The 23,561-nt window shown below is 72.6% G+C and carries 24 protein-coding genes, 1 tRNA gene and 1 pseudogene; 18 read left to right on the forward strand and 8 right to left on the reverse strand.

Going from position 1 to position 23,561, the window contains the following annotated elements; all coding sequences use genetic code 11:
- The first annotated feature begins 147 nt into the window (after positions 1-147).
- The 6 genes from ACFRAC_RS08860 to ACFRAC_RS08885 all read left to right on the forward strand — a co-directional run bounded on the left by ACFRAC_RS08860 (position 148) and on the right by ACFRAC_RS08885 (position 4,180).
- Positions 148-534 (forward strand): sortase-dependent protein, encoded by a 387-nt coding sequence (locus ACFRAC_RS08860; RefSeq protein WP_382922576.1) that lies wholly within the window; start codon positions 148-150, stop codon positions 532-534.
- Positions 531-1,160 carry a class F sortase gene (locus ACFRAC_RS08865; RefSeq protein ID WP_382922578.1) on the forward strand — a complete coding sequence of 210 codons (630 nt, stop codon included), beginning with the start codon at positions 531-533 and terminating at the stop codon, positions 1,158-1,160. The genes ACFRAC_RS08860 and ACFRAC_RS08865 overlap by 4 nt, the downstream gene beginning before the upstream one ends.
- A 112-nt stretch (positions 1,161-1,272) precedes the next feature.
- A complete protein-coding gene (locus ACFRAC_RS08870) occupies positions 1,273-1,764 on the forward strand; it encodes an RNA polymerase sigma factor (RefSeq protein ID WP_382922580.1) in 492 nt (163 codons plus the stop codon).
- Positions 1,748-2,281 (forward strand): hypothetical protein, encoded by a 534-nt coding sequence (locus ACFRAC_RS08875; RefSeq protein ID WP_382922582.1) that lies wholly within the window; start codon positions 1,748-1,750, stop codon positions 2,279-2,281. Before ACFRAC_RS08870 ends, ACFRAC_RS08875 begins: the two co-directional genes overlap by 17 nt.
- 145 nt (positions 2,282-2,426) lie before the next feature.
- The gene (locus ACFRAC_RS08880; RefSeq protein ID WP_382922715.1) at positions 2,427-3,686 is read left to right on the forward strand and encodes an SLC13 family permease; all 1,260 of its coding nucleotides are present in this window, start codon (positions 2,427-2,429) and stop codon (positions 3,684-3,686) included.
- Positions 3,687-3,691: 5 nt separating this feature from the next.
- On the forward strand, positions 3,692-4,180 hold the full coding sequence (locus ACFRAC_RS08885; RefSeq protein WP_382922584.1) for a universal stress protein: 489 nt from the start codon (positions 3,692-3,694) through the stop codon (positions 4,178-4,180).
- A gap of 21 nt (positions 4,181-4,201) precedes the next feature.
- On the opposite strand, the gene ACFRAC_RS08890 is transcribed toward ACFRAC_RS08885, so the two are convergent.
- Positions 4,202-4,747, reverse strand: a complete 546-nt coding sequence (locus ACFRAC_RS08890) for a tellurite resistance TerB family protein (protein WP_382922586.1) — start codon at positions 4,745-4,747, stop codon at positions 4,202-4,204.
- A gap of 214 nt (positions 4,748-4,961) precedes the next feature.
- Here ACFRAC_RS08890 and ACFRAC_RS08895 point away from each other — a divergent pair, with 214 nt between their 5' ends.
- On the forward strand, positions 4,962-5,174 hold the full coding sequence (locus ACFRAC_RS08895) for a DUF4287 domain-containing protein (protein ID WP_382922588.1): 213 nt from the start codon (positions 4,962-4,964) through the stop codon (positions 5,172-5,174).
- A 2-nt stretch (positions 5,175-5,176) separates the two neighbouring features.
- Here the strand turns inward: ACFRAC_RS08895 and ACFRAC_RS08900 are convergent, their stop codons facing one another.
- A complete protein-coding gene (locus ACFRAC_RS08900; RefSeq protein WP_382922590.1) occupies positions 5,177-5,515 on the reverse strand; it encodes a GYD domain-containing protein in 339 nt (112 codons plus the stop codon).
- Between the two features lie 262 nt (positions 5,516-5,777).
- Between ACFRAC_RS08900 and ACFRAC_RS08905 the strand changes: the two genes are divergently transcribed.
- The 7 genes from ACFRAC_RS08905 (at position 5,778) to ACFRAC_RS08935 (ending at position 12,716) form a co-directional block, all read left to right on the forward strand.
- Positions 5,778-5,939 carry a hypothetical protein gene (locus ACFRAC_RS08905; protein ID WP_382922592.1) on the forward strand — a complete coding sequence of 54 codons (162 nt, stop codon included), beginning with the start codon at positions 5,778-5,780 and terminating at the stop codon, positions 5,937-5,939.
- 211 nt (positions 5,940-6,150) lie between these two features.
- A complete protein-coding gene (locus ACFRAC_RS08910; protein WP_382922594.1) occupies positions 6,151-7,560 on the forward strand; it encodes an FG-GAP-like repeat-containing protein in 1,410 nt (469 codons plus the stop codon).
- Between the two features lie 82 nt (positions 7,561-7,642).
- Complete coding sequence (locus ACFRAC_RS08915; RefSeq protein ID WP_382922596.1) at positions 7,643-9,076, forward strand: FG-GAP-like repeat-containing protein; 1,434 nt, start codon at positions 7,643-7,645, stop codon at positions 9,074-9,076.
- A 94-nt stretch (positions 9,077-9,170) separates the two neighbouring features.
- Positions 9,171-10,619: an FG-GAP repeat domain-containing protein gene (locus ACFRAC_RS08920; protein WP_382922598.1), complete on the forward strand. Its 1,449-nt coding sequence runs from the start codon at positions 9,171-9,173 to the stop codon at positions 10,617-10,619.
- Positions 10,620-10,648: 29 nt separating this feature from the next.
- Positions 10,649-11,632, forward strand: a complete 984-nt coding sequence (locus tag ACFRAC_RS08925) for a Yip1 family protein (protein WP_382922600.1) — start codon at positions 10,649-10,651, stop codon at positions 11,630-11,632.
- Positions 11,633-11,739: 107 nt separating this feature from the next.
- On the forward strand, positions 11,740-12,153 hold the full coding sequence (locus ACFRAC_RS08930) for an Imm10 family immunity protein (protein WP_382922602.1): 414 nt from the start codon (positions 11,740-11,742) through the stop codon (positions 12,151-12,153).
- An 83-nt stretch (positions 12,154-12,236) separates the two neighbouring features.
- Positions 12,237-12,716: a hypothetical protein gene (locus ACFRAC_RS08935; RefSeq protein ID WP_382922604.1), complete on the forward strand. Its 480-nt coding sequence runs from the start codon at positions 12,237-12,239 to the stop codon at positions 12,714-12,716.
- Positions 12,717-12,813: 97 nt separating this feature from the next.
- On the opposite strand, the gene ACFRAC_RS08940 is transcribed toward ACFRAC_RS08935, so the two are convergent.
- Both ACFRAC_RS08940 and dcd read right to left on the reverse strand, forming a co-directional pair.
- Positions 12,814-13,329, reverse strand: a complete 516-nt coding sequence (locus ACFRAC_RS08940; protein ID WP_382922606.1) for a phosphoribosyltransferase — start codon at positions 13,327-13,329, stop codon at positions 12,814-12,816.
- Between the two features lie 7 nt (positions 13,330-13,336).
- Entirely contained in the window at positions 13,337-13,912 is a 576-nt protein-coding gene (gene dcd / locus ACFRAC_RS08945; protein ID WP_382922608.1) for a dCTP deaminase, read from the reverse strand.
- Positions 13,913-14,436: 524 nt separating this feature from the next.
- Here dcd and ACFRAC_RS08950 point away from each other — a divergent pair.
- Positions 14,437-14,510, forward strand: a tRNA-Gly gene (locus tag ACFRAC_RS08950).
- A gap of 49 nt (positions 14,511-14,559) precedes the next feature.
- On the opposite strand, the pseudogene ACFRAC_RS08955 reads toward ACFRAC_RS08950, so the two are convergent.
- A pseudogene (locus ACFRAC_RS08955) lies at positions 14,560-14,745 on the reverse strand (site-specific integrase); the annotation flags it as partial.
- Between the two features lie 264 nt (positions 14,746-15,009).
- Here ACFRAC_RS08955 and ACFRAC_RS08960 point away from each other — a divergent pair.
- Together ACFRAC_RS08960 and ACFRAC_RS08965 are read left to right on the forward strand one after the other, a co-directional pair.
- Entirely contained in the window at positions 15,010-15,402 is a 393-nt protein-coding gene (locus tag ACFRAC_RS08960; RefSeq protein WP_382922610.1) for a hypothetical protein, read from the forward strand.
- Positions 15,403-16,661: 1,259 nt separating this feature from the next.
- Complete coding sequence (locus ACFRAC_RS08965; RefSeq protein WP_382922613.1) at positions 16,662-18,395, forward strand: SpoIIE family protein phosphatase; 1,734 nt, start codon at positions 16,662-16,664, stop codon at positions 18,393-18,395.
- Positions 18,396-18,783: 388 nt separating this feature from the next.
- Here the strand turns inward: ACFRAC_RS08965 and ACFRAC_RS08970 are convergent, their stop codons facing one another.
- Positions 18,784-19,368 (reverse strand): hypothetical protein, encoded by a 585-nt coding sequence (locus ACFRAC_RS08970; RefSeq protein WP_382922615.1) that lies wholly within the window; start codon positions 19,366-19,368, stop codon positions 18,784-18,786.
- 533 nt (positions 19,369-19,901) lie between these two features.
- Here ACFRAC_RS08970 and ACFRAC_RS08975 point away from each other — a divergent pair.
- Positions 19,902-20,570, forward strand: a complete 669-nt coding sequence (locus ACFRAC_RS08975; RefSeq protein WP_382922617.1) for a DUF4232 domain-containing protein — start codon at positions 19,902-19,904, stop codon at positions 20,568-20,570.
- A 78-nt stretch (positions 20,571-20,648) separates the two neighbouring features.
- Here ACFRAC_RS08975 and ACFRAC_RS08980 read toward each other — a convergent pair whose 3' ends face one another.
- Positions 20,649-21,341: a hypothetical protein gene (locus ACFRAC_RS08980; RefSeq protein ID WP_382922619.1), complete on the reverse strand. Its 693-nt coding sequence runs from the start codon at positions 21,339-21,341 to the stop codon at positions 20,649-20,651.
- Positions 21,342-21,614: 273 nt separating this feature from the next.
- On the reverse strand, positions 21,615-23,234 hold the full coding sequence (gene metG / locus ACFRAC_RS08985; RefSeq protein ID WP_382922621.1) for a methionine--tRNA ligase: 1,620 nt from the start codon (positions 23,232-23,234) through the stop codon (positions 21,615-21,617).
- Between the last annotated feature and the right edge of the window lie 327 nt (positions 23,235-23,561).

The following is a 23,561-nucleotide window of genomic DNA, read 5'->3' on the forward strand; positions in this document are numbered from 1 at the left end:
GTGCGGGTGTCCCGGGTTCCAGGAGAACCCCCTCACACGGCTTTGCCATCTCTTTACAACCCGGCCGGGGGCCGCGTCGTCTCTCCGCTCGACCCGTCACCACCCGCCCGACGTTCCGCCGGGCGAACGACGAAAGAGAGCGACCCGATGCGCCGAACCGTGTTCAGTGCCCTGGCCCTCACCTGCACCGCCCTGCTCGCGAGCGCCGCCCCGGCCCTCGCCGACAGCTCCACCCCCCGCCCGGCGCCGACCCGCGCGTCGGAGGACGCCTCGCCGGTGCCCTCGACCCGCCCCGCGGACGAGGCGGCCTCCCCCGTGCCCTCCACCGCCGAACCGACCCGGGCACCGTCCGCGGTGCCCGCGGAGCGCGGCCAGGTCGGCGTCCGCCCGTCCGGAGCGCCCGACACGGGCGTGGCCGGCACGTCGTCCGGGACCGCCGCGGGCGGCCTGGTCGGCGGCGGCGCGGCCGCGGTGCTCCTCGCCGGAGGCGCGGCGACGTTCGTCGTCCGGCGCCGGCGGACGCACGGCGCATGACGCCGCTGTCCCGGCGCGCGTTCGGCACGGCCGCGGTCGCCTCGGTCCTGGTGGGGTGCGGCGGCGGGGCCCCGGAGCCCGCGAGCGCGCCCGCCCGCCGGACGCGGGGCACCCGGCAGACCGGCGACCGGTCCGCCGACGCGAGCGCGAACCCCGCACGCGCCCTGGGGCGTTCGGCCCCCGTCCGGCTGCGCATCCCCGCCATCGACGTCGACACCCCGCTCATCCGGCTGGGGCTGGAGCGGGACGGCACCGTCGAGGTACCGCCCGTCACGGCCCACGACCGCGCGGGCTGGTACCGGCACTCGCCCACCCCCGGTGAGGTCGGCCCGTCGGTCGTCCTCGGCCATGTCACCGTGGGCGACTACGGCGACGGCGTCTTCCGCGACCTCGTGCGGCTGCGCACGGGGGACCGGATCGAGGCGCGCCGGGCGGACGGCAGCACCGCGCGGTTCACCGTCAGCTCCGTCCGCACCGTCGCCAAGGCCCAGTTCCCCGCCGACGACGTCTACGGGGACGTCGACCGGCCCGAGTTGCGGCTGATCACCTGCGGCGGGCCCAAGGAGGGACAGGAGTACCGCGACAACGTGATCGTGTTCGCGGTGCTGAGCTCCACATCCCCCTGACCCGGCGCGGCGGGAAACCGGCACGGACGCGCAACGCGTGCGGCCGTACCGGCATCCTCCCCCGTGACACCCCGGCCACCGGACCAGGTCGCCGGCCCGACCATGGAGAGCGTTGAAACGGTCCCGAGACGAGGCGGCGTCCGAGCTGTTCGCCGCCCTCTATCCCCGTCTGGCCGGCTGGTGCCGCCGGCTGGTCGACGACGACGAGACGGCGCACGAGATCGCGTCGGAGTCCTTCACACGGCTCTGGGCCCGCTGGAGCCGGGTGGAGGAGCCGCGCGGCTTCCTCTACGTCACCGCGGCCAACCTGGTCCGCGACCACTGGCGCAAGCTGGAGCGCGAACGCCGGGCCGTGCGCCGCGCGACCACCGAGGTCGCCGTCGCCCCGCACCCCGAACAGGCCGACCCCTCGGTCCGGCTGCTGGTGCAGTCCCTGCCGGAACGGCTGCGCATCCCGCTCCTTCTCCACTACTACGCTGACATGCCGATCCGGGAGGTGTCCGTGCTGACCGGGCGCAAGGAAGGAACCGTCAAGGCCGACCTGCACGCGGCCCGCGAACTGCTCCGCGTCCACCTGAGGAGAAGCCTTGACCACTCGCGTTGACGGCGATGAACCGGACGGCCGCGCCCTGGCCGACGACGACCCGCTGGTCGTGGTCCTGCGCCCGCCGTCCGAGCACCTGGCCCCGCCGCCCGGCCGCTACGAGGCGATCCGCCGCCGCGCGTCCCGCCGGCGCCTGGCGCGTACGGCCGCCGGGGTGGGCGTCACCTGTGCCGTGGCGCTCCTGGCCGCACTGCCGTTCACCTCGCAGCGCCCGGACCCGCCGACGACCCCCGCCCCGCCGCTCGCGCCTCCCACGAGCGGCCGCACGGCACCGGCGACCCCGGTACCGGAGCCGGTGCCGACGCCCAGCACGGAGCCGTCCGCGCGGCGCACCCCGTCGTCGCCCCCGGCGCGGACGGACCCCTCCGTGCCCACCGAGGGCACCCGGGACCGCGCGACGCCCGCACCGGAGGACGAGGAGACGGCCCGGCGCAGGGCGGAGACGACGGCCTCTCCGTCGGCGCGGGGGACGGTGCCGTCGAGGGCGCCCACCCGCGAGGCGGCCGAGGGCCGGTAGGGCGGGAGCCGGTGACCCCCTGGTGGCCCGCGCGGTCGGGATCGGGCCGGCCGCAGGGGGTGGGACGGACGGAGGGCCGCCCGCGCGGAGTACCGTGCGGCGAGAACGACCGGCGGACCCCCGCCCCGCCCGGAAGGACCGGAAGCTGAACGCCTCGCTCGCGGAGACGTTGTCCGTGGCCCTGCTCGTGCTCGTGCTGGCCGGTGCCGTCGTCCGTCCCTTCGGACTGCCCGAGGCGGTGACCGCCGTGCCGGCCGCGGCACTGGTCGTCGCCACCGGCGCCCTCTCCCCCGCCCACGCGCTGGACGAGGCCGAACGCCTCGGCCCGGTCATCGGCTTCCTCGCGGCCGTGCTGGTCCTCGCCCAGCTCTGCGACGACGAGGGGCTGTTCCAGGCGTGCGGGGCGTGGATGGCGCGGACGGCGGCGGGCCGGCCGCGCCGGCTGCTGGGCCAGGTGTTCCTGGCCGCGTCCGTGATCACGGCCGTGCTCAGCCTGGACGCCACCGTCGTCCTGCTCACCCCGGTCGTGTTCGCCACCGCGGCCCGGCTCGGCGCCCGGCCCAAACCGCACGTCTACGCCTGCACCCACTTGTCCAACACGGCGTCTCTGCTGCTGCCCGTGTCCAACCTGACCAACCTGCTGGCGTTCGCGGCCAGCGGGCTGACCTTCACCCGGTTCGCCGCGTTGATGGCGCTGCCGTGGCTGGCCGCCATCGCCGTCGAGTACGCCGTCTTCCGGCGCTTCTTCGCCACCGACCTGGACGCCGGCGCACAGGCCCCGTCCGGCGGCGACGCCCCCGAACTGCCGCTGTTCGCCCTGGTGACGGTGGCCTGCACACTGGCCGGGTTCGTGGTGACCTCCGCCGTCGGCGTCGACCCGGCCTGGGCGGCCCTGGCGGGCGCGGCCGTCCTCGCCGTGCGGGCCCTGCTGCGGCGCCGCACCACCGCGAAGGCGCTGCTGAACGCCGCGTCCCTGCCGTTCCTCGCGTTCGTCCTGGCCCTCGGGATCGTCGTCCGCGCGGTCGTGGACAACGGGCTCGACACCGCCCTCGGGCGCCTCGTCCCCGACGGCACCGGTCTGGCCGCGCTGTTCGGCATCGCGGCGCTGGCCGCCGTCCTCGCCAACGTCATCAACAACCTGCCCGCCGTCCTGGTCCTGCTGCCGCTGACCACCGGGTCCGGGCCGGGCGCCGTCCTCGCGGTGCTGCTCGGCGTGAACATCGGGCCGAACCTGACCTACGCGGGGTCGCTGGCCACCCTGCTGTGGCGGCGTATCGTGCACGCCCACGACACCGAGGTACGGCTGGGGGAGTTCACCCGGCTCGGCCTGTACGCCGTACCCGCGAGCCTGTGCGCCGCCGTGGTGGCACTGTGGGCCTCACTGGCCGTGATCGGAGGAGGCTGAAGCCGATGGCCGTGGTCGTCTGGATCGTCGAGGGCACCTGGCCGGCCTGCGTGGACGCCGCGCGCCGGCACGCGCCCGAGGACGCCGAGATCGTCCTGCTGCACGTCACCGGGGACGACGTGGCCGACGCCGCGCACGGCGCGTTCGCCGGGCTGCTGGGCCGGGGGCACCGCGAACGCGACCCCGGCACCCGGGTCGAGCACCTCGCCGCCGCCTCCGCCGAGAGCCTCCTCGGCGCCGCCGCCGAACGGCTGGGCCGGCCCTGCGCCCGCACGGAGCGCACCGGCCGCGTCGAACGCGAGGTCGTCGCCGCGGCGGACGGCGCCGACCTGCTGGTGCTGGCCCGCGACGGCGACCGCACCCGGCTCGGCCCGCACAGCCTCGGCCCCGTCAGCCGCTTCGTCGTCGACCACGCCCCGTGCCCGCTGCTGCTGGTCTGGCCCGAACCGGCACCGGACCTCACGACCCTGCCGGGCCCACCGCACCACGGCTGAGCCGTCACCGGCTCCTCGACGTCAGAACCCGAACTCCTGCGGCGACAGGTTGAGCACCCCGCACGCCTCCCGCAGCACCTGCTCCTCGGCCGGGGCCACATAGCCGTCCGCGCCCGCCACGACGAAGCCCGTCTGGACGACGGCGCGGGCCTCGGTGGGCTTCTTCGCGGCCTTGGCGATCTCCTGGAGCGCGTCCGCCTTGCCCTGCGGGAAGTTGGCCGCCATCTGGTCGACGTGCTTGTTGAAGCGCTGGCGCAGCTGCTCCGACGGGAAGTTCTGCAGGACGTCGTTGTTCAGGATCAGCGACTCCACGTGCTGCCGCTCGGCCGGGTCGACGTGCCCGTCGGCGGCGGCCACCAGCGCGCACATGGCCATGCTCGCGTCCCGGTAGGCGCCGCTCTTCAACTCCGTCTTGAGCGAGGTGAGCTGGGACTTCAGCGCGCTCACCAGCTGGGCCTTCGAGCCCCCGGACCCGGAGCCCGGCCGCCCGTGCCCGCCGGAGCCGCGGCCCTGGGCCTGCTGCTGCAACCCCTTGGCCTGGTCCTTGATCCGGTCCCACATCGCCATGCGTGCCACCTCGGCTTCGTATCCGTCTGCTCGGTCGTCCGCGCGCTCCCGCACGTCACGTGGAGAACTCCCGCCGCTCCCGCGGAGTTCCGCACGGGCCGTCACTCCACCCGGTGACCGCGGTGACGCAGTTCGCAGGCGTACGGCGATCAGCTCCGCCCTGCGCGCCGGTCCGGACAGCGACAGGAAAAGCCACCTGAACGGACGGGACGACATGAGCGCGCCGGTGAAGGGCCCCGCCTCCTGCTTCCCCGCGATCGAGAAGACGTACGGCCGTCCGGTCGCGTACTGGAAGGACCTCATCCGCACCTCGCCGCTGACCCGGCACAGGGAACCGGTCGGCCGGCTGAAGACCGAACACGGCCTCGGGCACGGGCACGCCAACGCGTTCGTCGCCCCCACGCGGGCCGAGCGGTCCGGCGACTGAGCTCAGGCCCCGGCGGGGCCCGGCGCCCCGGGTGCCCGGAAGGACACCTGGCGGCGTACGGCCTCGTCGACCTCGGCCAGGCCGAGCAGGGGAGTGGCCCGGGTGTGCAGGGCGCCGCTCGCTTTGACCGCCAGGCTGACGGCGGCCATCGCGACCGGGTCGGGGAAGTCGACGATCAGGACGATGTCGTGCTCGCCGAAGGCGAAGTACACCGCCTCGACCGTCCCGCCGAGCCCGGACACGACCTGCTCCACCGCCGCGCGGCGCCCGCTCGCACCCTCCCTCAGCAGCCCCTGGGTGCCCTCGGCCGTATAGGTGGCCTGGATGAGGAACTTCGGCATCGGACACTCCTGACCTGCTCGCCGCCACTGCGCTTCGGCCGAGGGCCTTCCCGTCCCGCCGCGGGCCCAGCGCCCGGCGCGTTCGCATTCACCCGATGGGCCCCGGAAATCTCGGCCGACTCGCATACAACCCTCGGGCCCGGCTGAACGTCTCCTCAGAGTCGACCCTTCGTAAAGCCATGGCCAAGGCCAGGTGAACGAGGCCGGTCGCACCCCGTCCGCGATGCCCCGCCGGGCATCCGCATGCCGCAGGAGAACCCGCATGCACCACGCGTACGCGTCCGCGCACCCGCGCCGGCACGCCGGTCCACGCCGTGCCCCCGGCACGGCCGCGCGGACCGGCCGCCCGGCCGTCCCGCGCGGCACCGCCCGCCGCACCCCGGCCTCCGGAAGCCCGCGCCCGCGCGCCCTCCTCGCCGCCTGACCCACGCCCGGCCACCGGCCGCCCGCCCTCCCCGCCGACCACACCCCGCCCACGCGGGGGACGGCCGAGGGAGACGGACGGTCACCCCCGCGGCGGACCCCACGTCCCGCACCGAGTCACCCGCACGGTCGCGGGCGTCCCGCCGCCCGCCGGGCCCGTTCCCCCCGTCCCCACGGGCCCGGCCCCGACCCGCCTCCCAGGAGTACCCACCTTGCGCAAGCGCCCCTTCCTCCTCGTCGCCACCCTCACCACCGGCCTCCTCACCGCGCTCCCCGCGACCGGCGCCTCGGCCGCGCCCTCCAAACTGGCCGGTGACTTCAACGGCGACGGCTACCGCGACGTCGCCGTGTCCGCCCAGTGCGCCCAGGTCGGTTCCGAGTCCTGCGCGGGCGCCGTCATCGTGCTGTACGGCTCCTCCTCGGGCCTCTCCGCGAGCCGCAAGGCCGTGCTCACCCAGAACTCCACCGGCGTCCCCGGCACCGCCGAGGCGGGCGACCTCTTCGGCTCCTCCCTCGCCGCCGCCGACCTCGACCGCGACGGCTACTCCGACCTCGTCGTCGGCTCCTCCGGCGAGACCGTCGGCGACAACGAGAGCGTCGGGTCCGGCACCGTCCTGTGGGGTTCCAAGTCCGGCCTGAGCGGCGGCAAGGGCCTGCCCCAGCCGTCGGGCCTCGCCCGGTGGGGCGGCTTCTCGCGGGGCGCCGCGGCCGCCGACTTCGACGGCGACGGCGACATCGACGTCACGCTGACCGGGCAGAACCACACCCGCCTCTACCAGGGCCCGTTCACCCGCACCGGCGGCCCGCTCAGCCACCAGCGCGTCGGCGAGGTCGGCACGACGTACGACGTCATCGCCGGCGACCTGAGCGGCGACGGCGCCGCCGAACGCGTCTACCCCATGGGGGTGGACGACGACCCCGGCGGCACGATCTTCACCTACCGCTGGACCGGCACGAGCTACAAGCTCGGCGAACTCGCCCAGGCCGACGGCATGAGCGGCTCCATCGCCGACATCGACGGCGACGGCTACGGCGACCTCGTCCTCGGCGACTCCTCCGACCCGAGCGCCGACAAGCCCGTCGGCCACAAGGGCGGCCAGATCACCGTCTGGTACGGCGGCCCGACCGGCCCCGACCCCGCCCAGAAGCCGACCGTCGTCCACCAGGACTCCACGAACGTCCCCGGCTCCGGCGAGACCGGCGACTCCTTCGGCTCCGCCCTGAGCACCGGCGACATCAACGGCGACGGCTACGCCGACGTCGTCGTGGCCGCCCCCGGTGAGGACACCGACAACGCGCAGGACGCCGGCTCGGTCACCGTCCTGTTCGGCTCGGCGTCCGGGCTGACGACGTCCGGCGCGAAGTCGTACACGCAGAACACCGCGGGCGTCCCCGGCACTGCCGAGACCGGCGACCGCTTCGGCTCCGCGGTCGACCTCACCGACGTCACCAAGGACGGCAGGGCCGACCTCACCATCGGCGTCGACGGCGAGAACGGCACCGGCGGCGTCTGGACCCTGCGCGGCTCCGCCACCGGCCTGACCACCAGCGGCGCGCAGGGCATCACCGCCGCCGACGTCTCCGTGAAGGGCTACTACGTCGGCTCGGTGATCGCCCAGTGACGCCCGGCTGGCCGATCGCCCCGTGACGCGCCCCGCCCGCTCTCCGCTCCCGAACCCCTCCCTCACGAAAGAGGACCCGACCTTGCGCAAGCGCAGCCTCCTGCTGGCGGCGGCCCTCACCACGGGTCTGCTGACCGCGCTCCCGGCCACCACGGCCACCGCCGCCCCCTCGGGCCTGCCCGGCGACATCAACGGCGACGGCTACCGCGACACCGTCGTCGGCGCGCCCCTCGCCAAGGTCGCCGGCAAGAGCAAGGCCGGCTACGTCGCCGTCGTCTACGGCAGCGCCACCGGCCCGAACACCGGCAAGCGGCAGATCATCAGCCAGGACACCGCCGGAATCCCGGGCGTCCCGGAGAGCGAGGACTACTTCGGCGACCGCGTCACCACCGGCGACCTCGACGGCGACGGCTACACCGACATCGTCGTCGGCGTGCACGGCGAACGGATCGGCTCGACCGACGACTTCGGCGTCCTCACCGTGCTCTGGGGCGGCGCGAACGGCGTCAAGTCCGGCACCGACATCACCTCCCCGCTCCCGCAGTACCGCAGCGAGCTCGGCTGGTCCGTGGCCACCGGCGACTTCGACGGCGACGGCGCCACCGACCTCGCCTCGGTGAACCTGGCCTCCCCGGACCTGAACATCTTCAAGGGCCCGCTGACCCGCACCGGCAAGGCCGCCGCGCTCGTCGGCGTCGACCCCTACGAGCAGACCGGCGTCAGCGCCGACCAGATCACCTCCGGCGACGTCACCGGCGACGGCCGCACCGACCTGCTCGTCATGGGCCAGGAGGAGTACAGCGGCGGGTACCGCACCCGCAGCGTCCTCTACAAGGGCTCCGCCTCCGGCCTCACCCCCGGCGCCGAGGTCGCCGGCGGCTACGCGTCCGTCATCGGCGACGTCGACAAGGACGGCTACGGCGACATCGTCACCGGCAACTTCATGGAGAAGTCCGCCGACGAGCCCGACGGCGGCCACGGCGGCGCCGTCACCGTGACCTACGGCGCGGCCGGAGGCCTGAGCACCCGCACCCCGGTCCGCATCACCCAGGACACCGCGAAGGTGCCGGGCGCCTCCGAGACGAACGACGCCTTCGGCTGGAGCCTGGACGCCGGCGACACCAACGGCGACGGCTACACCGACATCGCGGTCGGCGTCGCCGACGAGGACCTCGGAGGCAAGAAGGACGCCGGATCGGTCGTGGTCCTGCGCGGCTCCTCCTCCGGCCTGACCGGCACCGGTTCCACGTCGTTCACGCAGGACACCAGCGGCGTCCCCGGCACCGCCGAGTCCTACGACTACTTCGGCCACTCCGTCCTGCTCACCGACGCGAGCAAGGACGGCCGCGCCGAACTCGTCGCCGGCGCCCGCGGCGAGAACGACGGCGCCGGCTCCGTCTGGACGCTGCGCGGCACCGCCTCCGGCGTCACCGCCACCGACGCCAAGTCCTTCGGCAGCACCGCGCTGGGCGGCCCCTCCGGCCTCGCCTACTTCGGCGACGTCCTGGCCGGCTGACCCGCCCCACCCCCGGACCTCCGACAGGGGCCGGCCGCCCTCCGCGGCGGCCGGCCCCCACGGGCCACCCCCGACACCGCAGGAGAGACTCCACATGCTCCGGCACCACCGCAAGCGCCTCCACTCCCTCGCGCTCGCCACGGCCACCGTCGCCGCCACCCTGACCGCCGCCCCGCTGCTGACCGCCGCCCCGGCGGCCGCCGCCCCCGCGAAGTACGCCGACGACTTCAACGGCGACGGCTACCGCGACCTCGCCACCGCCGCGCCGTACACCCCCGTCGGCGGCAAGACCGACGCGGGCGCCGTCGTGGTCACCTACGGCTCCCAGAGTGGCCTCAGCGCCTCCCACCGCACGACCATCACGCAGAACACCACCGGCGTCCCCGGCACCGCCGAGCAGGGCGACCGCTTCGGCAAGGGCCTCGCCTCCGGCGACCTCAACCGGGACGGCTACGCCGACCTCGTGATCGCCAGCCCCGGCGAGGACGTCGGCTCGGACGTGGACGGCGGCGCCGTCACGATCGTCTGGGGCGGCACGAACGGCCTGTCCGGCGGCCAGTCCGTCCCCGACGGCGCCCCCTCCGCCCACGACGAGTACGGCATGTCCCTGACCGTCGGCGACTTCACCGGCGACGGCAAGGCAGACCTCGCCGTCGGCAGCACCGGCAAGGACATCTGGATCCACAAGGGCGGCTTCCTCAAGGCATCCGGCGCCGCGTCCCGCCAGGCCCTCACCACCGACCTGCACACCGGCTCCATCTACGGCGCCCAGAGCCTCGCCGCCGGCGACGTCAACGGCGACGGCACCGACGACCTGGTCATCAGCGGCACCCAGGCCGAGACCTACGACAACGGCACCTTCGTCTACCTGGGCTCCCCCTCCGGCCTCACCCGCCAGACCCTCCTGGTCAACGGCGCCTACGAGGTCGCCGCCACCGGCGACCTCAACGGCGACGGCTACGCCGACATCGTCGCCTCCACCTACGGCGACGGCGTGAAGAGCCTCGGCGGCTCCGTCAGCGCCTACCTCGGCACCCCGAACGGCATCAGCACCCGCGCCCAGACCACGATCACCCAGGACACCCCCGGCGTCCCCGGCGCCGACGAGGAAGGCGACTGGTTCGGCAACGCCCTCTCCCTCGGCGACATCGACAAGGACGGCTACGCCGACCTCGCCGTCGGCACCGTCCACGAGACGCTCGGCGACGCCGAGATCGCCGGCAGCGTCACCGTGCTCCGCGGTTCCGCCGCCGGCCTGACCGCGACCGGCGCGAAGTCCTTCACCCAGGACACGGCCGGCGTCCCCGGCACCGCCGAGTCCGCCGACCGCTTCGGCGCCTCCGTACGCCTGTCCGACCTGACCGGCGACGGCCGCGCCGACCTGTCCGTCGGGGCCGACGGCGAGAACCACCCGGCGGGCTCGATCTACAGCCTGCGCGGCTCCGCCACGGGCGTGACCACGACGAACGCGACCAGCTTCGGCCCCGGCTCGCTCGGCCTGCCCTCCGGCTACCTGCGCCTCGGCCAGGACATGCTCCACTGACGACATCCCCTCGGGGCATCCCTTAGGGGATGTCACAGCTCGGCAGCAAAGCCGGGCCCGAACCGCCGGGCCCGGCACACCGTTTGCCAGGACCAGGTACGTTCGAAGACGTGGCTGGATTCAGGATCGGACGGGGCAGCAGGAACAACGGCACCCCGCACACGCAGCAGACGCCCCAGGGACCGTCGTACGGCTACCCTCCGCCGCCGCAGCAGCCGTACGGCGGCTCGGGCGGCGGAGGCGGCTGGCCGCAGGCGCACGGCGGCGGGCACGGCGGCTACGGCCCCGGTGGTCACGGCCCCGCCGGCCAGGGCGAGCCGGAGTACTTCGGCGACGGCGGCTACCCGCACGCCCCCGTCGACCCGTACGCGGCGAACAACCCCGGTCACACCCAGGCGTTCACCGTGGGCGACGATCCGTACACCCAGGGTGACACCTATCGCGCGGGCACGGCCCCGGCCGGCCCGATCGGCCCCCGCCTGCACTGGAAGGACCTGCTGCGCGGCGTGATCCTCTCGCCCCAGCAGACGTTCCTGCAGATGCGCGACTACGCGATGTGGGGCCCCGCCCTCATCGTGACGTTCCTGTACGGCCTGCTCGCGGTCTTCGGCTTCGACGGCGCCCGCGAGGACGCGATCAACGCGACCCTCTCCAACGCCATCCCGATCGTCCTGACCACCGCCGTCGCCATGGTCCTGTCGGCCTTCGTCCTGGGCGTCGTCACCCACACCCTCGCCCGCCAGCTCGGCGGCGACGGCGCCTGGCAGCCCACGGTCGGCCTCTCCATGCTGATCATGTCCCTCACGGACGCCCCGCGCCTGGTCGTCGCCATGTTCGCGGGCGGCGACGCCTCGTTCGTCCAGATCCTCGGCTGGGCCACCTGGGTGGCGGGCGGCGCCCTGCTCACCCTGATGGTCTCCAAGTCCCACGACCTCCCGTGGCCGAAGGCCCTGGGCGCGAGCGCGATCCAGCTGGTGGCCCTGCTGTCGATCGTGAAACTGGGCACGTTCTAGCCCTCGGCCTATGGAAGGGCCCCTGCCGCGGACGGCGACAGGGGCCCTTCCCATGCCACAGGTCAGCCAGGTGCGGGGCTGCTGTCTCCTGCTGATAGAACACGCCCATGACCTACAGGTTCGTTGCACGCGCGGCCGGGGCGGAGATCGACCTCGACCACGACTGCTGCATAGAGGCGACCATCGCGGAGGAAGAGGACGGCAGTGGCTTCTTCATGCTGTTCCAGTGCAGCAGCGATGAACCGGACGAGCAGGACGTCTCCCTGGGCTTCGACACGCACTGCGTGGTCACCCCCGACCAGGGCACGGCGTACGGGTGCGTACGGTCGGTCGAGCTGACCGGAAACGTCTTGCGCGTCTCCCTGGATCCCGCGGCACTGCCCGCGCTGGACCTGGAGGACGCGGAGATCGAGGCGGTCCTGGAGGCGCCGGCCGAGGACATCGCCCGCTTCCGCGAGGTGCTTGCCCAGGTCCTGGCCTACGGCCGAGAGGACGCGCTGCCGCTTCGCGTCACCGTATGAACCGCGTGAACCGCGAAAGGCCCCGGCACCGGGCCGGGCCAGTAGCATCCCGCATGCCCATTCCATGGAGATCCAGCGCCGACATGTTCGCGCAGATCCTGAGGCAGCGCGGGATCGAGCCCGCTGCCGTACGCAACGTCGATGCGGCCTGGGACGCTTTCGGCGAGTTCTGCCAGCTCGAGGTCGACGGGATCGAGCGGCCCGAGGACGACGGCGACGGCTTCATCGCCGAATGGGGCCGGTGGGACTGGAACGACGACCAGCCGTCTCTGTCCTTCGGGCGGCTGCTAGCGATCACCGGGGCCGAGGGACGGGATGATCCCGAGTGGCAGGCCGAGTACTGGAAGGTGGAACTTCAGCTCGTCTTCGCCGAGGACCCCGCGTGGGCCGATCTCGACAGCCTCGGGCGTCAGGACACCGGATACGACTTCGACGAGATCGGGGCCGCCAGGACTGCCGCACTCGCGGAGATGCGCCGGTCTATCCATGCTTGTCCCCCGCTGGCGGCGATGTGGCGAGCCGAGCCCACGCGCAGTGAACTGACCCTTGAGCGAGTGGGGTAGCTGCCGCGTTCCGCAGAGCCCGTACGTGGAAGCCCTCGGCGATCGGCCGAGGGCTTCTCGCTGTGCCGGAACCGCAGGAGCCCGCAATGCGCGCAGGTCAGAGCGCTTCCGGGTTCTCCTTGGGTGCCTCACCCGACTTATGTACCGGAGGCAAGACACTCCACGGGAAGTTGATCCAGTCGTCCGTGCGCTTCCAGACGTACTCGCACTTCACGAGGGAGTGGGACTTCTCGTAGATCACGGCGGAGCGGACCTCGGCGACGTGCTCGACGCAGAAGTCGTGGACGAGCTTGAGCGTCTTGCCGGTGTCGGCGACGTCGTCGGCGATCAGCACCTTCTTGTCGGTGAAGTCGATCGCGTTCGGGACGGGCGCCAGCATGACCGGCATCTCCAGCGTCGTCCCGACGCCGGTGTAGAACTCGACGTTCACCAGGTGCAGGTTCTTGCAGTCGAGCGCGTAGGCGAGCCCGCCGGCGACGAAGACGCCACCCCGGGCGATGCTCAGCACGATGTCCGGCTCGTACCCGTCGTCGGCGATGGTCTGCGCCAGCTCGCGGACGGCGGTGCCGAAGCGCTCGTAGGTCAGGTTCTCCCGCGCGGGGGCGTCGCTCATGCCGTCCTCACACCTGGGTCCGATGGAAGTTCTGGAAGGACCGGGACGGGGTCGGCCCGCGCTGACCCTGGTAGCGCGACCCGTACCGCTCGCTGCCGTAGGGGAACTCGGCGGGCGAGGTCAGCCGGAACATGCACAGCTGGCCGATCTTCATGCCCGGCCACAGCTTGATCGGCAGCGTGGCGAGGTTCGACAGCTCCAGGGTGACGTGCCCGCTGAACCCCGGGTCGATGAACCCGGCGGTCGAGTGCGTGACGAGCCCGAGCCGCCCGAGCGAGGACTTGCCCTCCAGCCGCGAGGCGAGGTCGTCGGGCAGCGTGATGACCTCGTACGTGGAGGCGAGCACGAACTCCCCGGGGTGCAGGATGAACGGCTCGTCGCCCTCCGGCTCCACCAGCCGCGTGAGGTCCGCCTGCTCGACGGAGGGGTCGATGTGCGGGTACCGGTGGTTCTCGAACACCCGGAAGTACCGGTCCAGCCGTACGTCGATGCTGGACGGCTGCACCATGGAGTGGTCGTAGGGATCGATCCGTACCCGCCCGGCGTCGATCTCGGCCCGGATGTCCTTGTCTGAGAGAAGCACGCCCTGAGGATACGCAAGGCGCGCGTACCGGTCCCAACCGCACCGTCCGCGCGCCCCACGCCCGCTCTGTCCGTGTCGCCGGCTACCGCTTCTCCCCCTGGACCGGCACCGCGCTGCGGAGCCGGGCGCAACGGGGACATCGGACGAGCCGGCCGGGGCCGAGCCGCTCGGCCTGCTGCATCGGGAACGTCGCGGTGCTGAACACGTGCCCATCGGCACACTGGACGACGGTGCGCTCCATCAAGTCCTAGAGTCCCTTCCCCAAGAGCCGCGCCCGGCTGCTACCTGCCGGACGACGAGAGGCCACATTACGGGACCAAAGGGACGGCCCTCCAGGCGGCACTCCGGCCCCGCCCGGACCCCCTTCCACTCCTCCACGGTACGCCCCAACTCCGGTGCCCCGCAGTCGCGTCCACGCCCTGAAACGCACTCAGGCCCCGACGCGACAGCGCCCGGGCCTGGAGATGGGGTAGAGTGACGAGGCGATCGGACACCCCCCGGTTACCCCGGACAGGGCGTCTTACGCGGGTGTAGTTTAATGGTAGAACATCAGCTTCCCAAGCTGAGAGCGCGAGTTCGATTCTCGTCACCCGCTCCATGATTAAGGCCCAGGTCAGAGACCAGGGCCTTTTTGCTGCTGGTGCTGATCACTCGTCGCGTGCCAGATCCGTGCCAGAACGATCCCCGTCGGCCTTTCGAGCGGCGGCGACCCGAGCCTTCCGGACGGTCGCGTCGAGCCCGGCGGCGACCTCCCGTTGCCGGTCCTCGTCGGAGTGCTGGTAGATCGGCGCCGCCTTCTCGGACGACTGCCCGGCGCGGACCATCGTGTCCTTGTCGCGGTCACATCGTGGCGAACGTTGTGGGTTCCCGTCCCGTCCGCCATCGACCCAGGCAGAGCCGAGCAGACGCGGTTCAGTGCGTCAAGGTCGTTCGTGCAGTGGCGCGCTCCACCTCGACGCCATGAACCACGCCCGCTCCACGGTGTGTGGGTCGACGGCGGACGGGATGGGAGCTGGGATAGGTAGGGGGGCGCGGGTTGGATGCCGGGTGTACGCGAGTATGTCGGCAGGCCCAAGGCTGACAGAGGGGTGGGACCCGTGCAGATAGCGGGAGTGGATTTGTACGTCAATCATCCGATCATGGCCTTGGGGTCCCCAGACTGGATTCGTGAGGATCTGGAGTTGGGGGGTGCCCCCGCCGCGTCTTCCGATACTCACGTCATTGTCCGTGTACAAGCACAGACGGTTCTGATCAAGGTGCGGCTGTTCCAGGACTACGGCGAGGGCATTGCCTCTGATCCGTCGTTCACCACGGTCTTTGACGGGTCGCTCTACTTGGCGGACCGGCGGTTCGTGATCGGGGACGTGCTCGGAGAGAGCCGATTCGTCAAGTACATCGGGGGACCACAACGGTGGCGACTGCGGGTGGCAGTGGACGATCCGAAGGGGTACGCGCGTGCTGCTGACGTGATTCTTTCCGCCGAGGAGTAGAGCCGCATGCGCTGTCAAGCCTGCGTGCGGCGGCTGATACCGGCGGCTGACACCAACAAGCGCGAACAGCAGCGATCGGCGCCGGACCTCAGTGGACGATCGGCCCAGGCGTAGCGCGGCACCGAGGGCACGGGTCGGCAGTGTGCGCGCCCACTGATCGGGACATCACCCGCTCCTTCTGTACAGCAGCGGAGTACTGCAACCCTAGGAATCGCCAGCACCCAACACTGGTTCCCACAAACTCCCCGCGGCCCGTATGACCTCCAATGACCGACCTCTCCAGAGCTACGGATCAGAAGGTTGTGAGGGGGGTGGGTGCGGAGCCGTTCGGCGTCCCGGGACGCAATGGTCCGGGGACCCCTATCCGGCCACCCCCCTTGGCCGCCGTGTTCCTCGGCGAGAACACCGAACCGGCCCATCTCTGCCACGGAACCTAACAGCCCCCACTGACAGCGACCTTGTTCCTGTGTCGGCCCCCGCAGACGTGCCAGAACCGTGCCAGGTCGTACGGGAAGCGACGGGGAACACCGGGGAACGCAGGCCGCGGGCCGCGGGCCTCAGGCTCCGCTATCGTTCCGCCGCAGATCAGCAGGCATCCCGCCCCTGAAGCACCCAAGCTTCCCGAGCTGAGAGCGCGAGTTCGATTCGCGTCACCCGCTCTTTTCGAAGCCCCAGGTCAGCGGCCTGGGGCTTGTGCTTTGCCAGAGGCTCTCCCCACGACCGTCCCGGCCACTCCCGAACGGAGCGGTCCGGCCCGCAGGCCCGTAGCCGCTGACCGGCAACTCTGCATGGCTGAGGAGGAGTTCGGCCCGCGGCACGCTGTCCGGTCCGCCCGGTTCTTCTCGGGAGTAGCGTGAACTCGTCGGGAGCACTTCGCACATCGGCTCCACCTTGGTGTCGTTCCCGGTGAGCGACGACACCCGGCCACTGCCCCAACCGCCGCGAAGCGGCATGAAGGCCCTGTATGAAGGCAGGGAAGGCAGCGGCCTCCCTGAAGTCTCCGAAGCGGGGCGTGATGCGTTCGGCCGACCTTCCGCGAGTGGCGCAACCGTGACGTGGTCGACCCGGAGCGTCCCGGCTGTCCGGCAGGGGAGAACGCGCACGGCGGAGGTGGGGGGGCAGGTGCCCGTGTCGGCCATGCGAGTGGGTTCCTGTCGGGAGACCGTCGTTTGACGGAGACCATCGGTCACCGGTGCGAAGGTTCCTCTGATGCGCTTGCTGGCTTCGGTGGGTGGCTGCCATGACTGGAGGGCGGTGTCGTGGAGGACGCGGTGCCCGGTGCGGGAGGTGAGGGGCGGTCGGGGCCGGCGTTCGAGCCGGGTTTCTGGCGGCAGGTCGTCGAGCAGCTGGGCACAGCCCTGATGACGGTGGATCCGGCTGGACGGATCCTCGCCGTCAACCTGGCCGGCGAACGGCTGCTGGGCCGAGCCGTCGCCGCCATGCGCGGGAAGGACGCGCACGATCTGCTGCACCGGACCGCGGACGGCGGCACAGTCCCGCGGGAGCGGTGCCCACTGCTCCGGTCGCTGGCCGAGAGGGGCGCCGCGCGCGGGGAGGGCGACCGCCTTCTGCGGGGTGACGGTCGTCTGGTCACGATCTCCTGGTCCGCTTCTCCCCTGACGGACGGCGTCTCCTTCACGGGCGTGGTCGTGCTGTTGAACGACATCACGGGTGACCGCAGTGCCCGCCGGGAACGGGCGGCCTACACCAGCGCTCTGGAGGACCTCACCGAGCGGCTGACGCTCGTCGCGGAGATCACCGACGTGCTGGGGCAGACCCTGGACACCGACGAGGCCCTCGCTCGGCTGGGCCACCTGCTGGTTCCTCGCCTGGCCGACTGGGCCGCAGTGGACCTCAGGACCGGTTCCGGGTGGGTCCACCGGGTGGCGGTGACCGGTCCCGGGGGCCGGGCCGGAGAGCTGGAGGGCGGGCGCGAGCGTCTTCCCGAGAGCGCGGCGGCAGACCGCTCGTCTCTTGTCCAGGTGCTGAACGGAGGCGATCCCGTAGTACTGATCGGTGAGGACGAGGCGGAGACCTCCCCACCCGGTTCTCCCGTGGCTGCCGCCCACAGCGACTTCCTGCGGACCGTGCACGCGACCTCCACCGTCACGGTGCCGCTGGGCGCCAGGCGGCCGATCACCGGTGCCCTGACGCTGGTGCGCACCGACCCGGAGCACCCTTTCGACAGCGACGACCTGGAGATCGTGAGCGACATCGGCCGCAGGGTCGGTCTGGTCATCGACAACGCACAGCGGTTCGGCCGCCAGCGCGCCGTCGCGGAGGCCATGCAGCGCAATCTGCTGCCCCCGTTGCCCCAGCCCGGCCGCCTGCGGCTGGCCGCCCGCTATCAACCCGCCCCGGCCGGCTCCCAGGTGGGCGGGGACTGGTACGACGCGTTCCAGCTGAAGGACGGCACGCTCGCCCTGGTCATCGGCGACGTCGTGGGCCACGATCTGACCGCGGCGGCCGGCATGGCCCAACTGCACGGCATCCTGCGCGCACTGGCCTGGGACCACGCCGGGCCGCCCGGCACGGTCGTCGACCGGCTCGACGACGCCATGCACGCCATCACCACCGTCCCCATGGCCACCCTCGTCCTCGCCCGGATCGAAGGACACCCGCACACCGGACCATGGACCCTGCGGTGGACCAGCGCCGGACATCCGCCGCCCCTCCTGCTGACCCCCGGCGGACACGCGCGCTACCTCGAAGCCGGACAGGGAGTGGTCCTCGGCGCCCCCCAGGGCACCGGCGAGAGCCGGCCGAACGCCACGCAGCCCCTGGAGCCGGGGTCGACCCTGCTGCTTTACACCGACGGCCTGATCGAGATCCCCGGCAGCGACCTCGACACCGGCCTGGACCGGCTGCGCCGCCACGCCCTCGCGCTCGCCCACTCACCGCTGGACACACTGTGCGACCAGCTCCTCGTGCGTATGACGCCCGGCAGCACTGACGACGTGGCTGTGCTCGCCGTGCGTCTGCCGGACCGGTGACGGTCGCCTGGTCGATGTCGGAGGCGATCCGCGCCGCGCACCGCTCGCGCAGCAAGAAACAGAGACCGGGAGATCTGAAAGAACCGTGCCGCGGACGTGTGCGTTCGGCGTGGTGGGGGACTTGGTGTGCCAGGCCGGTTCAGCGACGTCCCCTGGGGACTGACCCGGCCCAGGCTCCTCCGGTCCTGCAGACGTGCCGGACGAGCCGCACATCAGGCAACGCGAAGGGGCTCTGCTGCACACGCGGGAGGGCGACTTGGCGGGGCCTGATGTCGTCCGCGTGACGCCACGGGGGCATGGGGCCCCGTCCTCCTCACAGAAGCGTCAGCCACGGTCCGCTGGACGGAGCCTGGTGGCCTCGCCGTGACTTGCTGCAAGCCCGACGCCTTCAGCCGAGCACCAGCAGGCGGCGCGGAGCGAAACGGGACGCCCCGCCGTCCTCTGCGGGGAGAGCGCTCCAGCCCCAGGCCAGCAGTGCCCGGTAGGTGTCCACGTCACCGCGGTCGACCAAGGTGACGCCGAGTGCGCCGGTGTGGTCTCCCAGCAGCCGCTTCTGCAGGCGCCGGGCGAGGTTCCACTCGCGGGTCGGGTCCTGGGTGCGCACACGGCGCTCCACGAGGACGCCGGCGACCGCGAGGAGCTTGCCCGAGAGGGCGGTGCGGAACAGGGCCTCCGGGAGATATCCGTCGAGGCCCTGCCACCAGGGGTCGGTGCCCCGTACGGGGAAGCCGTAGGCACAGGCCGTGAGGACGGTGGCGCCCGAGGGGCGGACGGCCTCCGCGACGAGCAGCTCGAACCCCGGCCGCCGCATATGACCCGCGAGGCGCCGCCGGAAGGCGGCGGATCCGGCCCGGTCCGACGGGTCCAGGAACCCCGGATCGTGCGGCTCGCTCGACGAGGTGTGACCGTACAACTCTCCGAGCTCCCCCATCCGGTCGCCGATCTGGCGCCGGGTGAGCGGACGGACGAACACGCCTCTCTCCGGCGGGGTTCCGTGCCGCCGCGGCGGGCACGGTGTCGCGGGAGGCGCCCCGTGTCGGCCCGGTGTCGCGGTGCGGGCGGTCGGCGGGCGGTCCGGCACGTGCTCGGTCATGAGGCGAACCCTGCCCCGGCCCGGACGAGGTCCGGTCCGGCGTCGTCGTTCGCCGAGAACGGCACTCGGCACATGCGCCGGCACACGAGAAGCCCTCGGCGCCCTCGAGGCTACGCCCGCCTCGGCGGCGGAAGGGGGCACACCGCACACCCCGACGCGGTCGGGAAACCATCGGGTGCCTTCCTCGTCGGACCGTCGGGTGCGTTCCTCGTCGGACAAGGGTGCGGCCGCGGCGTGGGGACGGTCCCCCAGATCTCCTTCACCATGTCCGCAGTCTGTGACAACGGTGTCCTGGAACGACGGCGGGCGGACCCTTCCGGCCTGCGCGGCCCTCATAGTCATCGAGTGACCACGGAGCCGGAAGCGGCTGCGTCATGAATCACCACTGACCACTGTTTCTCCTGGGGGATCCGATGTTCCGCACGCACCGCAAGGCCTTTCTCGTCTCCGCCGCCCTCGTGGGCGGCACCCTGCTGATGACCGCCTGCGAGGACGGGGACGCGGCCAAGGACACCGGTGCCGCGCGGAGTTCCGCGCCCGCGTCGGACGCCGGTGCGGCCGCCAAGCCGTCCGGTTCGGTGGCCGCCGGCAGCGGCAAGGGCTCCGGTGCGAAGGACAAGGGGACCGACGCGGCCGACTCCGGTTCCGGCGTCGACGCCGGCGACGGCACGCGGGTGCCGGTCGAGCAGGGCTGCGGTGCCAACGACATCACGTGGAGCACCAGGTCCGAGACCCAGGCGGGCGGCTACATCCTGGTCGTCGCCAAGGCCAAGCCGGGGATCACCTGCTACCTGCCGGGCACCCACCCGATCGTGGCCTTCGGGTCCGACGGCACCGAGGCGGGCCCCGTGGAGCAGGCCGTCGGCGAGCCGATCAAGCTGACCGGGGGCACCACCGCGTACGCCGGTGTGAACCCGAAGACCACCAGCACGAACGACGGCAAGGAACTGGACTCCATCATCGTCGCCGTCGACGACTCGGACGCGAACCCGGTCTCCCTGAAGGTCGGCACCATCACGGTCGACAGGGCGATCGTCACCAACTGGCACACGGCGCCGAAGGACGCGGTCCCCTTCAGCTGACGGGATGGGCGGCCCGGACGGGGCAGTCGCCGCCGCCTTCACGGCGTGCCGGAGGGCCGCTCGGACCCGCCGGGGGGCCTACCCGTTCAGCGCCGCACTGATCTCCCGGAGCCGTGCCTCCGGCAGGGCGAAGGGGTTCGCGGGGTTGCGGTAGGAGTGGCCGCCGTCGTTGGTCCAGACGCCGTCCGTGCGCGTCCAGTGGGCGGGTTCCCACTGGCCCTGGTGCTCCAGGAGCAGGTCCGCCACCTTGGCGGGCTCCTCCATCGCGGTGAGGGCGTCGAGCGCGGCCGTGAGACGGAGGGCCGCGTCGTCGGGGAGGCTCGCGTCGCCGAGGGTGGGGAAGAGCAGCAGCAGACGGGCGTCGGCGTCGACGACGCCGGTCGTCGCCGGCTGGTCCGCGACCGCCAGCAGTTCGTGCCAGGCCGTCCCCGGTCCCATGAAGTGGCCGTCGTCCACGGCGAGCGTCTCCGCGCCGGACCAGGACGGGTGATGGATCAGGTAGTCCTCTCCCCGGTCTCCGTCGAGGTTGCGGTAGACGACGTGCAGGGTGTGGCCCGAGCGCAGCGGCACGCTGAACACGGGCCACTCGTGCTCCGCGGACAGGGTGCGGTACAGCTCCATGGCCGCGTCCCAGTCGGCACCGAACGCGGCCTCCTCGGCGGCCTCTCCCCGCAGGCAGCTCCCGAGGTGCACCGGCCAGAAGAGGGGGTGGTCCAGGTAGGCGTGCCCCTCGGCCAAGGGGCCGTACTCGTATCCCGGTATCAGCGGCATGCGGGGATCATGGCAGGCGGGTCGGACATCGCCGGCCCGGCCGTGGGCGGCGCGGGCGCGACAGGTCCCACGCCCGGAGGGGGTCCGGGGTGCGTACGGCCCGGATCCGCGTGCCGCGGTCGTCCGTCAGCCGGAACGCGAACACCGTCTCGTCGCGGCCCCCGGACACGAGGACCGGGCCGGGCAGGCGCCCACGTACGGCTCCCGTCGGGCCCGCCGAGCCGCCTCAAGCCGGCCACCCGGCCCCTGACGGGCTGAGCGGCGCCTGCGGGGTCACCCCCGCCCCGCCTCCTCCAGGCGCGGGAACAGCGCCGGGCCCTTCGTGACCCGCGTACCGGCGGGAAGCCTGCCCCACGCCCCGGCGTCCTGGACCCTCTGGTCCGCGAGGGGGCCGAGGGAGGGCTCCGCGCCCAGGGAGTCCCACAGACGCCGCGAGGTCTCCGGCATGACCGGGTGCAGCAGGACGGCGAGGGCGCGCAGCGACTCCGCGGCGGTGTGGAGGATCGTCGCGAGTCGGGCTCGGCCCGGCGCGCTGTCGTCCTTGGCGACCTTCCAGGGCTCCTGCTCGGTCAGGTAGCCGTTGACCTGCTTGACGAAGTCGAAGATCGCGACGATGCCGCCCTGGAAGTCCAGCTCCTCGCCGATCCTGCGGTCGGCCTCCGTGACCGTCCTGGCCAGGCCGGCGCGGATCGCGTCCTCGGCGTCGCCGTCGGCGGTGGACGCCGGGAGCTCGCCGCCGAAGTACCGGCCGACCATGGCCGTCACGCGCGAGGCGAGGTTGCCGAAGTCGTTGGCCAGCTCGCTGGTGTAGCGGGCGGCGAAGTCCTCCCAGGAGAACGTGCCGTCCTGGCCGAACGCGATCGCGCGCAGGAAGTACCAGCGGTACGCGTCCACGCCGAAGTGCGAGGTCAGGTCGCGCGGCCCGATGCCGGTCAGGTTGGACTTGCTCATCTTCTCGCCGCCCACCAGCAGCCAGCCGTTGGCGGCGATCCGGCCGGGCAGCGGCAGGCCGTTGGCCATCAGCATCGCGGGCCAGATGACGGCGTGGAAGCGGAGGATGTCCTTGCCGACCAGGTGGACGTCCGCCGGGAACGTCGTCGCGAACTTCTCCGGGTTCTCGTTGTAGCCCGCGGCCGTGGCGTAGTTGAGCAGCGCGTCGACCCAGACGTAGATGACGTGCCGGTCGTCCCACGGGACCGGGACGCCCCAGGTGAACGTCGAGCGGGAGATGGAGAGGTCCTGGAGGCCCTGCCGGACGAAGTTCACGACCTCGTTGCGCGCGGACTCGGGCTGGATGAAGTCCGGGTGGGCCTCGTAGTGGGCGAGCAGCCGCTCGGGGTAGTCGCTCAGCCGGAAGAAGTAGTTCTCCTCCTGGAGGAGCTCCACCGGCTTCCGGTGGATCGGGCACAGCTTCTGCCCCGTGTACTCGCCCTCGCCGTCGAGGAGTTCGGCGGGGATCTTGAACTCCTCGCAGTGGACGCAGTACGGGCCTTCGTAGTCCGCCTTGTAGATCTCGCCGTTGTCGTACAGGTCCTGGACGAACTCCTGGACGCGGTCGGTGTGGCGGCGCTGCGTGGTGCGGATGAAGTCGTCGTTCGAGATCTCCAGGTGCCGCCACAGCGGCTTCCACGCCTCCTCCACGAGCCGGTCGCACCATTCCTGGGGGGAGACGCCGTGCTCGGTGGCCGTGCGCAGGATCTTCTGGCCGTGCTCGTCCGTGCCGGTGAGGAACCAGACCTTCTCCCCGCGCTGCCGGTGCCAGCGCGCGAGGACGTCGGCGGCGAGCGTGGTGTAGGCGTGGCCCAGGTGAGGGGCATCGTTGACGTAGTAGATGGGGGTGGTGACGTAGTACGCCTTCTCCCCACCGGACTCGGGTCCCCGGAGCGGCTCCATACCGGCCAAGCCTAGCCGTGCCTTTGATCCGTCTTTGCGGTGAATTGCCCTCGGCGTGGCCCCCTGGCCCCCGGCCCTTCCAACGGCACCCCGGGCACGGGCGGTTGGCGCGCCGCCACCCTGCCGTCCGCAGCCCGCCCGGCCCTGTGAGGCAGAGCCCCGTGAGACGCACCCCCCGCACCCCCCGCACCGCCGCCCCGGGGGCCGCTGCCCGACGACCCGGGCCAGGCGCGGTCCCGGAGGAACGCCCAGGAGCCGCGCGCCTGGGCCGAGCGGCACGGGGACGCGCGGCGGAAGGGTCCGTGGGACGGGTCCAGCGGATCATCG

Origin of the sequence: Streptomyces sp. NPDC056628, assembly GCF_042792555.1 — a bacterium.
Classification (GTDB): domain Bacteria; phylum Actinomycetota; class Actinomycetes; order Streptomycetales; family Streptomycetaceae; genus Streptomyces.

Coding starts and splice junctions, on each gene's coding strand:
- ACFRAC_RS08860 (WP_382922576.1), top strand. CDS start 148: ATGCGCCGAACCGTGTTCAGTGCCCTGGCCCTCACCTGCACCGCCCTG.
- ACFRAC_RS08865 (WP_382922578.1), top strand. CDS start 531: ATGACGCCGCTGTCCCGGCGCGCGTTCGGCACGGCCGCGGTCGCCTCG.
- ACFRAC_RS08885 (WP_382922584.1), top strand. CDS start 3,692: ATGGCCGTGGTCGTCTGGATCGTCGAGGGCACCTGGCCGGCCTGCGTG.
- ACFRAC_RS08890 (WP_382922586.1), bottom strand. CDS start 4,747: ATGGCGATGTGGGACCGGATCAAGGACCAGGCCAAGGGGTTGCAGCAG.
- ACFRAC_RS08895 (WP_382922588.1), top strand. CDS start 4,962: ATGAGCGCGCCGGTGAAGGGCCCCGCCTCCTGCTTCCCCGCGATCGAG.
- ACFRAC_RS08900 (WP_382922590.1), bottom strand. CDS start 5,515: ATGCCGAAGTTCCTCATCCAGGCCACCTATACGGCCGAGGGCACCCAG.
- ACFRAC_RS08905 (WP_382922592.1), top strand. CDS start 5,778: ATGCACCACGCGTACGCGTCCGCGCACCCGCGCCGGCACGCCGGTCCA.
- ACFRAC_RS08920 (WP_382922598.1), top strand. CDS start 9,171: ATGCTCCGGCACCACCGCAAGCGCCTCCACTCCCTCGCGCTCGCCACG.
- ACFRAC_RS08925 (WP_382922600.1), top strand. CDS start 10,649: ATGTCACAGCTCGGCAGCAAAGCCGGGCCCGAACCGCCGGGCCCGGCA.
- ACFRAC_RS08930 (WP_382922602.1), top strand. CDS start 11,740: ATGACCTACAGGTTCGTTGCACGCGCGGCCGGGGCGGAGATCGACCTC.
- ACFRAC_RS08935 (WP_382922604.1), top strand. CDS start 12,237: ATGTTCGCGCAGATCCTGAGGCAGCGCGGGATCGAGCCCGCTGCCGTA.
- ACFRAC_RS08940 (WP_382922606.1), bottom strand. CDS start 13,329: ATGAGCGACGCCCCCGCGCGGGAGAACCTGACCTACGAGCGCTTCGGC.
- ACFRAC_RS08975 (WP_382922617.1), top strand. CDS start 19,902: ATGTTCCGCACGCACCGCAAGGCCTTTCTCGTCTCCGCCGCCCTCGTG.
- ACFRAC_RS08980 (WP_382922619.1), bottom strand. CDS start 21,341: ATGCCGCTGATACCGGGATACGAGTACGGCCCCTTGGCCGAGGGGCAC.
- metG (WP_382922621.1), bottom strand. CDS start 23,234: ATGGAGCCGCTCCGGGGACCCGAGTCCGGTGGGGAGAAGGCGTACTAC.